The organism is Sphingomonas sp. BAUL-RG-20F-R05-02 (genome assembly GCF_022662305.1).
Lineage (GTDB): Bacteria > Pseudomonadota > Alphaproteobacteria > Sphingomonadales > Sphingomonadaceae > Sphingomonas.
This window is the reverse complement of record NZ_JAKNQH010000006.1, coordinates 204,480-218,451: the sequence shown is the minus strand read 5'-3', so window position 1 is coordinate 218,451 and position 13,972 is coordinate 204,480. Positions and strand designations below refer to the sequence as shown.

14 protein-coding genes are annotated in these 13,972 nt (G+C 65.5%); 10 read left to right on the top strand and 4 right to left on the bottom strand.

Features of this window, described 5'->3' with window-relative positions; genetic code table 11:
- The 3 genes from L8F97_RS14905 to L8F97_RS14895 all read left to right on the top strand — a co-directional run.
- The coding region (locus L8F97_RS14905) for an NAD-dependent epimerase/dehydratase family protein (protein ID WP_242151763.1) at positions 1-992 on the top strand (992 nt) is incomplete at its 5' end.
- Positions 989-1,846: a UTP--glucose-1-phosphate uridylyltransferase gene (locus L8F97_RS14900; RefSeq protein ID WP_242151760.1), complete on the top strand. Its 858-nt coding sequence runs from the start codon at positions 989-991 to the stop codon at positions 1,844-1,846. The genes L8F97_RS14905 and L8F97_RS14900, both read left to right, overlap by 4 nt.
- A 187-nt stretch (positions 1,847-2,033) precedes the next feature.
- A complete protein-coding gene (locus tag L8F97_RS14895; RefSeq protein WP_242151757.1) occupies positions 2,034-2,252 on the top strand; it encodes a hypothetical protein in 219 nt (72 codons plus the stop codon).
- A gap of 242 nt (positions 2,253-2,494) precedes the next feature.
- Here the strand turns inward: L8F97_RS14895 and L8F97_RS14890 are convergent, their stop codons facing one another.
- Positions 2,495-3,532, bottom strand: coding sequence for a LacI family DNA-binding transcriptional regulator (locus L8F97_RS14890; RefSeq protein ID WP_242151754.1), 1,038 nt, complete (start codon positions 3,530-3,532; stop codon positions 2,495-2,497).
- Positions 3,533-3,618: 86 nt separating this feature from the next.
- Here L8F97_RS14890 and L8F97_RS14885 point away from each other — a divergent pair, with 86 nt between their 5' ends.
- Both L8F97_RS14885 and L8F97_RS14880 read left to right on the top strand, forming a co-directional pair.
- Positions 3,619-4,425, top strand: a complete 807-nt coding sequence (locus L8F97_RS14885; protein ID WP_242151751.1) for a 2-keto-4-pentenoate hydratase — start codon at positions 3,619-3,621, stop codon at positions 4,423-4,425.
- A gap of 145 nt (positions 4,426-4,570) precedes the next feature.
- Positions 4,571-5,428 carry an EamA family transporter gene (locus L8F97_RS14880; protein ID WP_242151748.1) on the top strand — a complete coding sequence of 286 codons (858 nt, stop codon included), beginning with the start codon at positions 4,571-4,573 and terminating at the stop codon, positions 5,426-5,428.
- Here the strand turns inward: L8F97_RS14880 and L8F97_RS14875 are convergent.
- Positions 5,425-6,600, bottom strand: a complete 1,176-nt coding sequence (locus L8F97_RS14875) for an MFS transporter (RefSeq protein ID WP_242151745.1) — start codon at positions 6,598-6,600, stop codon at positions 5,425-5,427. The genes L8F97_RS14880 and L8F97_RS14875 overlap by 4 nt on opposite strands.
- A gap of 168 nt (positions 6,601-6,768) precedes the next feature.
- Here L8F97_RS14875 and L8F97_RS14870 point away from each other — a divergent pair, with 168 nt between their 5' ends.
- Complete coding sequence (locus tag L8F97_RS14870) at positions 6,769-7,752, top strand: SDR family oxidoreductase (RefSeq protein WP_242151744.1); 984 nt, start codon at positions 6,769-6,771, stop codon at positions 7,750-7,752.
- 4 nt (positions 7,753-7,756) lie between these two features.
- On the opposite strand, the gene L8F97_RS14865 is transcribed toward L8F97_RS14870, so the two are convergent.
- Entirely contained in the window at positions 7,757-8,578 is an 822-nt protein-coding gene (locus L8F97_RS14865) for a shikimate 5-dehydrogenase (RefSeq protein ID WP_409929048.1), read from the bottom strand.
- Between the two features lie 244 nt (positions 8,579-8,822).
- Between L8F97_RS14865 and L8F97_RS14860 the strand changes: the two genes are divergently transcribed.
- The 4 genes from L8F97_RS14860 (at position 8,823) to L8F97_RS14850 (ending at position 12,109) form a co-directional block, all read left to right on the top strand.
- A complete protein-coding gene (locus L8F97_RS14860) occupies positions 8,823-10,133 on the top strand; it encodes a hypothetical protein (protein ID WP_242151741.1) in 1,311 nt (436 codons plus the stop codon).
- 214 nt (positions 10,134-10,347) lie between these two features.
- Positions 10,348-10,764 (top strand): IS5 family transposase, encoded by a 417-nt coding sequence (locus L8F97_RS22650; protein ID WP_313932005.1) that lies wholly within the window; start codon positions 10,348-10,350, stop codon positions 10,762-10,764.
- Positions 10,716-11,114, top strand: a complete 399-nt coding sequence (locus L8F97_RS22645) for an IS5 family transposase (protein ID WP_313932006.1) — start codon at positions 10,716-10,718, stop codon at positions 11,112-11,114. Before L8F97_RS22650 ends, L8F97_RS22645 begins: the two co-directional genes overlap by 49 nt.
- Positions 11,115-11,341: 227 nt before the next feature.
- A complete protein-coding gene (locus tag L8F97_RS14850; RefSeq protein ID WP_242151738.1) occupies positions 11,342-12,109 on the top strand; it encodes a transferrin-binding protein-like solute binding protein in 768 nt (255 codons plus the stop codon).
- A 215-nt stretch (positions 12,110-12,324) separates the two neighbouring features.
- Here L8F97_RS14850 and L8F97_RS14845 read toward each other — a convergent pair whose 3' ends face one another.
- Complete coding sequence (locus tag L8F97_RS14845; protein WP_242151735.1) at positions 12,325-13,947, bottom strand: NAD(P)/FAD-dependent oxidoreductase; 1,623 nt, start codon at positions 13,945-13,947, stop codon at positions 12,325-12,327.
- Positions 13,948-13,972 lie beyond the last annotated feature (25 nt).

Below are 13,972 nucleotides of genomic sequence, written 5' to 3'. Positions count from 1 at the left end.
GCGCGCAACGGGCCGATCCCGTCCTCGTCACCGGCGCCGCCGGCTTCATTGGTCATGCGACGGCGCATAAGCTGCTCGCCCGCGGGGAACGGGTGATCGGCGTCGATATCGTCAACGATTATTACGACCCGGCGCTGAAGGCGGCGCGGCTGGCGACGTTCGAGGGGGTGGAGGGCTTCACCTTCCACAAACTCGACATCGCCGATGCGCCCGCCATCGCCGCGCTGGTGCGCGACAACGGGGTGAAGCGCATCGTCCACCTCGCCGCGCAGGCGGGGGTGCGCTACAGCCTCGAGAACCCGTTCGCTTACGAACGCTCCAATCTCGCCGGCCATCTCTCGCTGCTCGAAGCCAGCCGCCACGCGGCCGATTTCGAACATCTCGTCTACGCATCGTCCTCGTCGGTGTACGGCGACAAGCCGATGGGCGGAGCGGGCTTCACAGAGGATGAGCCGGCGACCAGCCCTGTGTCGCTCTACGCCGCCACCAAGCGTGCGTGCGAACTGATGAGCCACAGCTACTCCAAGCTGTACGGCTTCCCGCAGACCGGCTTGCGGTTCTTCACCGTCTATGGACCGTGGGGACGGCCAGACATGGCGTATTTCGGCTTCACCCAGAAGATCCTGCGCGGTGACCCGATCGAGGTCTACGGCGAAGGCAAGATGGCGCGCGACTTCACCTATATCGACGACATCGTCGACGGCATCATCGGCTCGCTCGACCATCCGCCGGAACGCAAGGAGCATCGCGTCCTCAACATCGGCGACAGCAGGCCCGTAGGCCTGATGGAGATGATCGAGGCGCTGGAATCCGCACTCGGTAAGACTGCCGAGAAGATCATGCGGCCGATGCAACCGGGTGACGTCACCGCCACCTATGCCGACGTGTCGAAGCTGCGCGCGATCACAGGCTATCATCCCGAGGTGATGCTCGAGGATGGCCTCAAGCGGTTCGCCGACTGGTATCGCGACTTCTACAAGGTGCCGGCATGAAGATCCGCAAGGCCGTCTTTCCTGTCGCCGGGCTGGGCACGCGCTTCCTCCCCGCCACCAAGGCGGTGCCCAAGGAGATGCTGCCGGTGGTCGATCGCCCGCTCATCCAATATGCCGTCGATGAGGCGATCGAGGCGGGAATCGAGACCATGGTGTTCGTCAACGGTCGCGGCAAGGCGGCGATCGAGGACCATTTCGACATGGCCTACGAACTCGAACGCACCCAGGCCGATCGCGGCAAGTCGATGGTGGCGCTGGAAGGCTCGCGGCTCACGCCGGGGGATGCGGTGTTCGTCCGTCAGCAGGAGCCGCGCGGACTCGGCCACGCGATCTGGTGCGCGCGTCACGTGATCGGTGACGAACCGTTCGCGATCATCCTTCCGGATGAGTTCATGGTCGGCAGCCCCGGTTGCCTCAAGCAGATGGTCGACGCCTACGAAGAGGTCGGCGGCAATCTGATCTGCGCGCTGGAAGTGCCGATGGCGGAGACGCCGAGCTACGGTGTGCTCGATCCCGGCGCACGCGACGGGGCGCTCACCGAGGTGCGCGGGCTTGTCGAGAAGCCGAAGGCGGGCACTGCGCCGTCCAACCTGATCGTGGCCGGACGCTACATCCTCCAGCCCGAAATCATGGGATATCTCGCCACGCAAGAGGCCGGCGCCGGTGGCGAGGTGCAGTTGACCGATTCGATGGCGAAGCTGATCGGCCAGCAGCCGTTCCACGGCGTCACCTTCGCGGGCGAACGCTATGATTGCGGATCAAAGCTCGGCTTCGCACAGGCCAATTTCGCGCTGGCCTGCCGCGATGCCACCATGGGCGGCGACCTTCGCGCGTGGGCAAAGTCCATACTCTGACAAGGATGCAGGTCGTCGGTGCCGAATTCCCGGCTTACCGTCGGCGTGTCACGAATACCCTTCCGTAGGCGAAACTTTGCCTTCCGTGAAATGCGTGTGGTAAGATCCATTTCGGTGGATTGCGCCGCATGTTAACGGAAGCGCAAAGGGCGAGTGTTATAGGATGGCGACGTCGCGGAGAAACCCTATGTCAAACGTCGAGTCACCTGTCGCCCCCGTCTTGCCGGGCCTCCGCGTGCACGATCAATCGCCGGGTTTTCGACCGGTGGGTTTCCATCCCGCGCGGCGGCCCGAGCCGGCTGGGTTCCGCCACGCGCTGCGCGGCAAAGTGCTGTATCCGGCGCTGCTGGCGATGCTGTCGGTCGCGTCGTGGTTGGTGACGCGCGACAAGGACAATCTACGCTAGACACCTGCCCACGTGGTGCGGCGCCCTAGGCGAAGTTCGCCGAAGTGCAATCGCCTCGATCGCCTGCGATCCGTACTTACGGTAGTCGGCACGGCGCTGCGCCGGGGAGCCGTTGGTGCACCAGTAAACACCGGCCCTTAAGGCTGCCTGAGCCGATGTCACATCCGGCGGTCTGGCCGCTGCGAGGGCCATAATATCGACGGCGTCGACGATACGGTGTCATGTCGCACGGGCATGCGCCGTCAATCCGCAGCCGGCCCCGCGACCGATCCGCGACGGATCAACGTCGAGCGGAACAACGATGGTTCGCGCACCTGATCGTCGGAGGTCTGCTCGGTCACGCCAGCGATCAGCTTCAGCGCGGCGGATCGCGCCATCGTCGCGATCGGCCAGCGCACTGTCGTCAGCGGCGGCCACATATGCGCGGCGATCGGCGTGTCGTCGAACCCGATTACCGAAAGGTCGCGCGGCACGCTGAGGCCGCGTTGGCACGCCGCGTGGATCACGCCCGCCGCCATCTCATCGTTGCAGGAGAAGATCGCGGTTGGTCGCGGTACCAAATCGAGCAGCCGGTCGGCCGCGACCAGACCGGAGTCGAACTGGTAATTGCCGTCCGCGATCATGCTGCGGGGAAGGGCGATGCCGGCATCGCGCAAAGCATCCTCGAACCCCAGCCGTCGCTCCCGCGCGGAGCGAAAGCCGTGCGGGCCGGCGATCAGGCCGATGCGACGATGCCCTTCCGCAATCAGGTACTTGGTCGCCTCCCGCACCGCGTCGCGATCGTTGGAGGCGACCATGTGGTCGTCGGTATCAAGTTCGGCCGATCCCATCCGCACATAGCGACAGCCGATGTCGGTGCAGATTTGTGCGATCGCGTCGTTCTCGCTGATCGGCGGCATCAACAGCACGCCGAACAGCCGCTGCCGCTCCAGAAAGTGCCGCAAGTCCTGTAACATCGTCGCCGAACCGCGATTGAGCGGGCGTACCACCATCTCGAACTCGGTATCGTACACGGCCTCCAGCATGCCCTGCTGCACGTTCATGACGGTTTGCGCATTGGGGTTGTCGTGGACCAGGCCGATCAGGAAATTGCGCCCCAGCGCGAGCGCGCGCGCCTGCGGGTTGGGGATGTAGCCGAGGTCGCCGATCACCTCCTCGACGCGCCGGCGTGTATCCTCGTTGAGCAGCGGGGACCGGTTGATGACGCGGCTGACGGTTTTCTTTGAGACGCCGGCGACCCGCGCGACGTCGTTGATCGTTGGTTGTCCGGTCTTCTCCATGGCCCAGCATAGTCGCGGAAACGGGCGCGAGCCAGCCTCGGCGGGATGGTTGTCCTTGACACCGGTTTCCGATACGGGCGCGACACATGAGCTTTACCGAAAGGCTAAAAGTGTCGCCGGAATCCAATGTGGAACTGATTGCCCGGGCCTTTACGGACGCGCGCCGCGCCGGGCTCGCGCTGCCCGACTTTCCTGGCCGGATCCCCGAATCGCTCGGGCAGGCGTATGGCGTGCAGGATCGTGCGATCGCGTTATCCGACGCGCGCATCGCCGGCTGGAAGGTTGGCAAGATCAGCCCCCCGTTCGACGGAACAGACCGGCTCGCCGGGCCGATCTTTTCCGATCACGTCGTGGACGCGGGCGATGATGTGGCAATGCCGATCTTCGCCGACGGGTTCGGCGCGGCGGAGGCGGAGTTCCTGTTGCGGATCGGAACTGCGCCCGATCCGTTCAAAACCCGCTATAGCCATGCGGAGGCGGCTGCCCTGATCGATGCCGTGCATGTCGGGATCGAGATCGCCAGTTCGCCGTTCCCGGGCATCAACGATCATGGCCCGACCGTCACCGTGTCGGATTTCGGCAACAACAACGGGCTGATCGTCGGCGCTGCCATCGAAGGCTGGCGCGATCTCGACCTTGATGTCTGGCCCGTGGAGCTGTGGATCAACGACACGCTGATTGGCAGGGCGACGACCGCGACGATGCTGGACGGCCCGTTCGGCGCGGCGCGCTTCCTGTTCGAACTGCTTGCGGCGCGGGGCATTCCGGTCGCGGCGGGGCAGTGGATCTCGACCGGTGCGGTGACCGGGGTGCATCCGGTCGCTGTCGGGGATCGGGTCGTGGCGCGGTTTGGCGGGCGGCTGGATGTGGCGTGCGGCATCACCGCGCGATAAGCACACGGGGCGAGAGTGCGGAGCGCAGCGGCTCTTCGCACCGGATGCACCGCCGCGTGCGTTCGGCCTGATCGGGCTGGTTACGCTGACGGCGGAACGGTAAAAGCACGGGCAAAGGCGACGTGCGCAGGCTATGGCGCGCACTATGCCTGCACCCGATCGTAACGCCACGCTGATCGGCATCGCCGCCGCCTTCGGGTCACAAGCGTCGATGAACCTTGGCGCAAGCGTCGCCAAGCACCTGTTCCCCGTGGTCGGCGCGTTCGGCGTGACGGCGCTGCGCGTTGCCCTTGCGGCGGTGCTGCTGATGGCGCTGCGCCAGCCATGGCGGCGGCGCGTGCCGCGTGCGCTGCTGCCCGCGCTGATCGCGTATGGCGCAATGCTCGGGTTGATGAACCTGCTAATCTATCAGGCGTTCGCGCGCATTCCGCTCGGCATCGCCACCGGGATCGAGGTGATCGGGCCGCTCGGCCTCGTGCTGGCGGCATCGCGGCGCAGGGCGGATTTCGTTTGGCTCGCCGCCGCGGTCTGCGGGTTGCTGCTGCTCCTGCCGCTGCGCGCGCACGACCGGCTCGACCCCGTCGGGATCGCCTGCGCGCTCGGCGCGGCGGGATGCTGGGCGCTGTACATCATCTACGGCAAGCGCGTCTCCGCCACGCTCGGCCGCGATGCGGTGGCGTGGGGAATGCTGGTGTCGGTCACCTTCACGCTGCCGGTCGGGCTTGCCGCCTCGGGCACCGCGATGCTCAGCCCGTCGGTGCTGGCGACCGGCCTCGCCATCGCCGCACTGTCGAGCGCGCTGCCCTATTCGCTGGAGATGGAGGCGATGCGCCGCGTCCCCGCCGCCGTGTTCGGCATCCTCGTCAGCGCGTCGCCCGCCGTGGCCGCACTCGCCGGGTTCGTCGTGCTGGACGAGGTGCTGAGCCCGCTGCAATGGTGCGCGATCCTGTGCATCATCACCGCCGCCGCCGGCAGCGCGCTGTCCGCCACCCGCCGCGTCTAGCGCCGCGCCAGCCCGGCCAACTGGATCACCACCGCGATCAGCGCGAAGCCCGCGCCGATCGCTGCCACCGCCGGCCAGCCGGCGGCATGCCACGCCACGCTCGCCGCCGCCGATCCGATCGCGCCACCGATGAACATTCCGCCCATGAAGATCGTGTTGAGCCGAGCCCGCGCCTCCGGGTTCAGCGCGTAGACGAGGTGCTGGTTGGAGACGATCGCGCACTGCACCGCGAAATCGAGCAGGATCACGCCCGCCACCATCCCTGCCACGCTGTTCCACAGCCCGATCAAGCCCCACGCGACCAGCGCCAGCACCGCCCCCATCGCCACCACGGGCTTGGGTCCGCGCTTGTCGGCCACACGTCCGGCGAGCGGCGCGGCCAGCACGCCAACCGCGCCGATCACGCCGAACAGCCCCGCCACATCCGCGCCGAGATGAAAGGCGGGTTGCTGGAGCCGCAGCGCCAGGATGGTCCAGAACGCGCTGAACCCACCGAACAGCAGCGCCTGCGTGATCGTCGCACGCCGTAGCGCTCCATATTCACGCCACAGCCCACCCAGCGACCGCAACAGCGCGCCGTAGCCGAGCGTCGCGTCGGGCATGCTGCGCGGTAGCATCGCCCACATCGCACCCGCTGCCGCCAGCACCATCGGCACGCCCAGCCAGAACATCTCCCGCCAGCCGGCGTGCGTTGCCACGAACCCGGCGAGCGTCCGGCTGAGCAGGATGCCGCACAGCAGCCCGGCCATCACCGTACCCACGGTCGCCCCGCGCCGTTCGGGCGCGGCAAGGTGCGCGGCGAGCGGCACGATCTGTTGCGCGACCGTCGCCGCGACGCCGACCAGCAGCGACGCGGCGACTACCAAGGCTGCGTTCGGCGCGATCGCGGTCAGCGCCAGCGCGGCGGCAAGTGCGAGGAACTGCAACAGGATCAGCCGTTTGCGCTCGACCAGATCGCCGAGCGGGACCAGCAGGAACAGTCCGGCGGCATAACCCGCCTGCGTCGCGGTCGGCACCAGCGCGGTTGCCGTGCCGGGCATGTCGCGCTCCATGATGCCGAGCATCGGCTGGTTATAGTAGATGTTGGCCACGCCCACGCCGGCTGCCACCGCCATCGCCAGCGTGAGTGTCTGGCCGAGCGGTTTGGGTTTGGTCGTAGCGTCATGCGTCATGACGGCTCCTTAGCACCGGATCGCCCGCCGCAAATCGTTTTGATCGAGATCAGGCGGCGCGCAAATGCAGGAACGCCGCGCTGGCCAAGCCGTTGAACCGCGAGACTTTCAGGTGGGGAGGCGGCAGGCGCCACCCGCTCGCTGCCCGTGCCTGCCAAGGAAGCAATCATGACAGACAGCACCACCCGCCGCGACATGCTGAAGGGCGCCGCCGTCGCCGGTGCCGGCCTTGCCGCTGCCCCCGCGCTTGCCGGTGCCGCTCAGGGTGCCAGACCCGCGCCCAACCCGGTCAACCGTTTCCCGACCGAGCCGTTCGCGGAACAGAAACAGCCCTGGCCCGCGCTTCAGCGCAACATGCACCCGGTACCCGATTGCGGCGAAACGAGCTATCGCGGCAGCGGGCGGCTCGCCGGGCGCAAGGCGCTGGTGACCGGCGGCGATTCCGGGATCGGGCGCGGCGCGGTGATCGCCTTCGCTCGCGAGGGCGCGGCCGTCGCGATCAACTATTTCCCGACCGAGGAGCCGGACGCGCAGGATGTCGCCAAACTGCTGCGCGGCGAAGGCCACAAGATCGAGCTGATCCCCGGCGACCTGACCGACGCCGCATTCTGCGACGCGCTGCCCGGCCGCGCGGCGAAGGCGCTCGGCGGGCTCGACATCGTCGTCAACAACGCCGCCTATCAGCAGTCCAAGGCGTCGATCGACGAGATTAGCTTCGAACAGTTCGACCGCACGATGAAGACCAACCTCTATGCGATGTTCCACATCTGCAAGGCGGCGATCCCGATGATGAAACCGGGTGCGTGCATCATCAACACCGCCTCGGTCAATTCGGTCAGTCCGGAGAAGGAACTGCTCGATTACGCGACCACCAAGGGCGGCATCCTGATCTTCACCAAAGCGCTCGCCAAGCAACTCGCGTCGAAGGGCATCCGCGTCAACGCGGTCGCGCCGGGGCCGATCTGGACGCCGCTTCAGGTCGCCGGCGGGCAGTTGCCGGGCGAGATGGACAAGTTCGGGCAGGACACGCCGCTCGGCCGCGCCGGCCAGCCGGCGGAACTCGCCGGGCTGTACGTCACGCTGGCCGATGGCAGCACCAGCTACACCACTGGCAGCCTGTTCAGCGCGAACGGCGGCACCGGCGTGGCGTAAACCGTCAGCCGCCGCGCGCGAAGGCGGCGGCGGTGTCGACCTGCTCGGCCGTCGGCGTGATGCCGGTGTAGAGCACGAACTGCTCAAGCGCCTGCAGCATCCCGATCGCATCGCCGGTGATGCACGGCTTGCCCGCCGCCCGCGCGGCCTTCAAAAGCGGCGTCTCCGCCGGCAGCGCCACCACGTCGATCACCGCCTGTGCGGCAGCGATCATCGTCTGCGGAAAGGCGAGCGCATCCGCGTCCGCACCGGCCATGCCGAGCGGCGTGACGTTGACGAGCAGGTCGGCACCGGTATCGCCAAGCTCCGCGCGCCAGTCGAATCCGTAGGTCCGCGCGATCGCCTGACCCGCGACGATATTGCGCGCGACGATCGTGCCGGTGGTGAAGCCGGCATCGCGCAACGCGGCCGCAACCGCCTTCGCCATCCCTCCCGACCCGCGCAGCACGAACGGCATCGGCGCAAGGCCGCTGTCGCCCAGCAACGTCCGCACCGCGCTGTAATCGGTGTTGAAGCCGGTCAGCCGACCACCATCGTTGACGATGGTGTTGACGCTGTCGATCGCTGCGGCGGATGCGTCCAACCCGTCGAGCAACGGGATCACCGCCTCTTTGAATGGCATCGAAATGGCACTGCCGCGGATGCCGAGCGCGCGGATGCCGCCGATCACGCCGGGGAGGTCCGTGGTGGTGAACGCCTTGTAGACGTAATCCAGCCCGAGCAGTTCATACAGTCGGTTGTGAAAGCGCGAACCGAACGTGCCGGGCCGCGCCGCCAGCGACATGCATAGCGTGGTATCGCGCCCGATTGTCGACTTGTTCATCATGGCGGACCTCGGGACACAGCGGGAGCGACGCGTATATCGGGCCGATCGCCACGACGCCACGGTTGTCATCGTGCGTGCCGAAACCGGACGGGCGTCAGCAATGCTAACCTCCGGTTGAGATCATTGCGTTCCATTAACGCTGTTTCGCTACGCTGCGGGCTTTGCGGACGCGCACGGCTCTGGTTGCTGGCGTGCGGATGGCGAAGCGGGGGCGGCAATGGACCGGGCGGGGGGCAGAAGCACGATGGCGGTACCGGCACGACGCGGCTGGATCGCAACGGTAGAAGGGGCGGCGTGGGTGGTGCCGGCGATTTTTGCGCTCGCGCTCGTTTTGCGCCTCCTCCTACTCGTGCTGGTGCCGCAACAGCCGATGTCGGACGGATTGTGGTACATGGACCGTGCCGGTGAAATGGCGCGTGGTATGGGCTTTCAGGAAGGTGGCCGGCCGACCGCCTTCTGGCCGGTGGGGTATCCCGCCGCGCTCGCCGGCAGCATGTTGGTGGTGGGGCCGGGCACGTTCGGACCGATCGCGCTGAACCTCGCCGGTGCCGCCGCGATCCTCGCCCTCATGTTCCATTTTGGCGCGTTGCTCGGTATGGGTGGGTTTGGCGTGCGGATCGCCGCGTTGCTCTACGCGCTGTACCCGGCACATATCGCCTATACCGGCCAGCCTTTTTCGGAGACGGTGTCGACCGCGCTGCTGATGGCCGCCTTCGCCGCGTTGATCGCGGGGCGGGGGCGCTGGTGGAGCCTCGCCGGCGCGGGCGCACTGTTCGGGTTGACCACGCTGATGCGCGCGCAGGCGATGCTGTTCCCGGTCGGCGCGCTTATCGCGATGGCGCTGTGCCTCAAGGATTTCGGCTGGCGCGGTGCGGTGCGGGCTGTGCTGCCGGTGTATCTCGCGCTGGCGGCGGTGGTGCTGCCGTGGAGTATTCGTAATACCGTCCAGATGGGCAGCTTCATCCCGGTCTCCACCAATGGTGGCATCGCGCTGTATTACGGTGCCAACGACCGCGCGACCGGCGACTGGTACGAATGGGAACGCACGCCGATCTGGGACCAGACCGGCGTCGGCATCCCCTATCGCGAGCACCTCGTTCGCCAGGTCGAACTCGATCAGCGTTTCAAGGCGCTCGCCAAGAATTGGATCATCGATCATCCCGCGCGCTGGCTTGCGCTGGGCGGGCGCAAGGTGATGCTGCTGTGGCGCAAGGACAGCGACGGGCTGTGGGGGATCGACTCGAGCTACCCGCGAATGGGGCTCGCCTTCACCGCCGCGCAGGCCGTGAACCAGCTCTATTACATGGGGCTGCTGCTGTTCGGCTTCGGTGCACTCGCTTTCGCGGCGCCGGCGTTGTGGCGGCGCGGCGATGCGCGCGCGCCGCTGCTGCTGCTCGGTTGTATGCCGGCGTTCGTGACGCTCACCGCATTCGGCTTCACCGGGCAGGTTCGCTATCATTACCCAGCGATGCCGTTCCTGATCCTGCTGGCAGGCTGGTCGATCGCGCTGCTGCTGCGGCGTGACTGGAAGATGCCTAGCGTAAATGTTGCTTAGGCGGATGGACGCTTTTGCCCAGCAGGTCCATCAAGGAACGTGAAACAGTAACTTGAAATGCTGCATTTAACTCGCCAAGGTCATGTTTTACTATTGAGCAACAATGGGGCAGGCCATGCAACGAGTTTTAGGCCGTGTTGACATAGTGGATTCCCAAACGGCGTGATCTCTGATTCAAGACTGCCTTTTGGAGGCGGCGGTGGATCGAGGGGACGTGTCGGACGAGGAGTGGGCAATCATTGGGGTGCTGCTGCCCTCAGAGCGCGGTCGCAAAGCCCGCCCATCGCACGACAACCGCCGGTTCTTGAACGGCATGCTGCATGTGTTGCGCGTCGGTTGCCCCTGGCGCGACATGCATGAGCGCTACGGGAAGTGGAACTCGGTCTACGTCCGCTTCCGGCGTTGGGCCGAGCATGGTGTGTGGGACGCGATGCTCGCCACGCTGGTCGATCTCGGGCTGACCGATGACTGGCAGCACATGATCGACAGCACGATCGTCCGTGGCCATTCTCAGGCAGCGGGCGCTAAAGGGGGACCTGTAAGGAAGGCTTTGGTCGAAGCCGCGGCGGCTTTACGAGCAAAATCCACGCCCGCTGTGACGGTCAGGGACGCCCTCTTGGCTTCGTCCTGACAGGCGGCGAGGTGTCGGATTACCGGGCCGTGCCCGCGCTGCTCAACATGCCTGTGGCCAAGCCCAAGGCCCTGCTCGCCGACAAAGGATACGACGGGGACGCCGTGCGCGAAGACCTGCTCTGGCGCGGCATCCTGCCAATCATCCCGCCCAAGGCGAACCGCCGCGAACCCGCCGCCTGCGACTTCCGGCGCTACCGCGATCGCAACCAGGCTGAGCGCCTCTTCAACCGACTGAAGCAATCCCGGCGTATCGCCACCCGCTACGATAAGACCGCCTCATCCTTCCTCGGCTTCCTCTCGCTCGCGGCCGCCAAGCTCTGGATAACAGACTATGTCAACACGGCCTAGGTTTACGACTGCAAGACTCCTTGATCATCCCGTTGATGGCGTTGGCATCATGCGGTGGCGATAGTTCTTTGTCAGACGCGGGCGCTCCAACTGCGGTGGTAACGCCCACGCCCACGCCCACGCCCACGCCCACGCCCATGCCCACGCCCACGCCCACGCCTACATCAACTGTGGCTTACACCGCTGCCTCTGACTTTAGCCGGGATCGCAGCTTCGACGCGATTGGCATGACGCAGACCTATTCAGTCGGTGGAGCCGTCTTCACCGTCGACTCTCCCCAGCAGGAAAATTCGTCAGTTGGGTTTGAGTACACTTCTGCTGACAGAGGCTACAAAGTCAGATACAATGGTAGCTTATTAACGGCACAACCTGCCGTTCAGAAGACGGATCCTTTTGTTTACGATCATTGGGATGACGGCTCCTACCAAGGCGGATTGATCCCGATATCCTACGACGCTAACGGCACGGCCGTATACTCGACAAACTCTTCATTTGATCGATCTCCGTTGCGCGTTAGTATTAACAGCAGTGGTAATTACGTGCCGTCAGTTTACTCAGGTTTTGCCCTCTGGAAAAAATTCTCTTATACTTCCAATAACACACGAGGTTTTGTTCATTATTATTTGTTCGGGGCACGAACTATCCAAAGTGATCTGCAGACATCCGGTAAAGCTACGCGTTCGGGATTGTCGACAGTGTACTATCTTGGTGCCAGCAAAGCAGCATTAAGCACCTCCGACTCGGGGAAAGCCACTACTTTTACTATTGACTTCGATCGTCACACTGTCGAGGGAACGACATCGATATCTGGCGACTATGGCACCATGATGATTGGCTTCACTGGGACAATCGATCCGCTGACCGGGCGGGTGTATGGAACGCTTAACCAGAACGTGACCGGAACCTTCGAAGGAGCTTTCTACGGCCCGGGTGGAAGGGAGCTGGCGCTGATGTTCAACGGCGGTAATGTAATCGGCTATGCGGTCGTTCAGTAATTAGACTCGCGCGGGATTTTAAGAATCATGAAATATCAGGATGATAGCTGTCGCGCGGCAGTGGTGTTCGCCCTCTATTAGTGTTGTTTGCTTACAGACATCAGTGATGACTTTGGGACACGGTCTTAACTGTCTCTCTTTGAGGATTTTTTGGGGGGGGCTGTGTCAGTTTTCGACCACTGTCGCCGCTCTCGCCAATCTACGCACCTAAGCGCTTAACCCGCCGCGATGCTCGCCGCGACCGCTTCCGCCACCTTGATACCATCGATCGCCGCCGACAGGATGCCGCCGGCATAACCGGCACCTTCGCCGGCTGGATACAGCCGCTCGGTGTTGATGCTCTGGAAATCCTTGCCGCGCGTGATGCGGATCGGCGAGGAAGTGCGCGTCTCCACCCCGGTCATCACCGCATCGGGGTCGTCATAGCGCGCGATCTGGCGGCCGAATACCGGCAGCGCCTCGCGCATCGCCTCGATCGCGTAATCGGGCAGGCAGGCGGCGAGATCGGTCGGCGTCACGCCCGGCTGATAGGAGGGTGTTACCGTACCCAACGCGGTTGAAGCGCGCTTGGCGAGGAAATCGCCGACGCGCTGCCCCGGCGCATGGTACGATGATCCGCCCGCCACATAGGCGAGCGACTCCCAGTGCCGCTGGAAGTCTATCCCGGCGAGCGGACCGCCAGGGTAATCGCGCGCTGGGTCGATCGCGACGACGAGGCCGGAATTGGCGTTGAACTCGGCACGCGAATATTGGCTCATGCCGTTGGTGACGACGCGGCCTTCCTCGGATGTCGCGGCCACCACGCGCCCGCCCGGACACATGCAGAAGCTGTAGACGGTACGCCCGTTGGCGCAGTGGTGCGACAGGCTGTACGCGGCCGCGCCAAGGTCCGGGTGGCCTGCGCACGCGCCGAACCGCGCCCGGTCGATCCAGCTTTGCGGATGCTCGATCCGCACGCCGATCGAGAACGGCTTGGCCTCGATATGCACGCCGCTGGTGTGCAGCATCTCGAACGTCGGCCGCGCGCTGTGGCCGACCGCGAGCACGACATGATCCGCCTCCAGAAAGCTGCCGTCATGGAGGTGCAGGCCACGGATGCGCTGGTGCGTGTCGCTGGTGCGTTCCACCTCCAGCCTGTCGACGCGCGTCTGCCAGCGATATTCGCCGCCCAGCGCCTCGATCTGCCGCCGCATGCTCTCCACCATTGTGACGAGGCGGAAGGTGCCGATATGCGGGTGCGCTTCCCACAGGATATCGTCGGGCGCGCCGGCGGCGACGAACTCCTCCAGCACTTTTCGCCCAAGAAAGCGCGGATCCTTCACCCGGCAATACAATTTGCCGTCGGAAAAAGTGCCGGCGCCGCCCTCGCCGAACTGGACGTTGGAATCGGGGTCGAGCTGCCCGCGCCGCCAGAGGCCCCAGGTATCCTTGGTGCGTTCGCGCACCGGTTTTCCGCGATCGAGGATGATCGGGCGAAACCCGGCCTGCGCGAGGATCAGGCCGGCGAACAGCCCGCACGGCCCCGCGCCGATCACCACCGGCCGCGTGCCGCTCCACGCCACCGGCGCGGTGACGGGCGGGCGATAGGCCATGTCCGGCGTCGGCCGCACGTCCTTGTCGCCGACCAGCCGCGCCAGCACCGCGTCCTCGCCATCGAGGTCAACGTCGAACGTGTAGACAAGCTGCACGGCATTCCGCCGCCGCGCATCGTTGCCACGCCGGTACAGCGTATAGCCACGCAGATCGGCGGCCGCGATGCCGAGCCGTGCACAGATCGCCGGCGCGATCGCCTCGGGTGCGTGGTCGAGCGGAAGGTACAGGCCGGAGAGACGGATCATCGTGGCGCCTCTACAGCCTCACGCG

Excerpts from the sequence above, each read along its gene's own strand:
- L8F97_RS14900 (WP_242151760.1), top strand. The coding sequence starts at position 989 with ATGAAGATCCGCAAGGCCGTCTTTCCTGTCGCCGGGCTGGGCACGCGC.
- L8F97_RS14895 (WP_242151757.1), top strand. The coding sequence starts at position 2,034 with ATGTCAAACGTCGAGTCACCTGTCGCCCCCGTCTTGCCGGGCCTCCGC.
- L8F97_RS14890 (WP_242151754.1), bottom strand. The coding sequence starts at position 3,532 with ATGGAGAAGACCGGACAACCAACGATCAACGACGTCGCGCGGGTCGCC.
- L8F97_RS14885 (WP_242151751.1), top strand. The coding sequence starts at position 3,619 with ATGAGCTTTACCGAAAGGCTAAAAGTGTCGCCGGAATCCAATGTGGAA.
- L8F97_RS14880 (WP_242151748.1), top strand. The coding sequence starts at position 4,571 with ATGCCTGCACCCGATCGTAACGCCACGCTGATCGGCATCGCCGCCGCC.
- L8F97_RS14875 (WP_242151745.1), bottom strand. The coding sequence starts at position 6,600 with ATGACGCATGACGCTACGACCAAACCCAAACCGCTCGGCCAGACACTC.
- L8F97_RS14870 (WP_242151744.1), top strand. The coding sequence starts at position 6,769 with ATGACAGACAGCACCACCCGCCGCGACATGCTGAAGGGCGCCGCCGTC.
- L8F97_RS14865 (WP_409929048.1), bottom strand. The coding sequence starts at position 8,578 with ATGATGAACAAGTCGACAATCGGGCGCGATACCACGCTATGCATGTCG.
- L8F97_RS14860 (WP_242151741.1), top strand. The coding sequence starts at position 8,823 with ATGGCGGTACCGGCACGACGCGGCTGGATCGCAACGGTAGAAGGGGCG.
- L8F97_RS14850 (WP_242151738.1), top strand. The coding sequence starts at position 11,342 with ATGACGCAGACCTATTCAGTCGGTGGAGCCGTCTTCACCGTCGACTCT.
- L8F97_RS14845 (WP_242151735.1), bottom strand. The coding sequence starts at position 13,947 with ATGATCCGTCTCTCCGGCCTGTACCTTCCGCTCGACCACGCACCCGAG.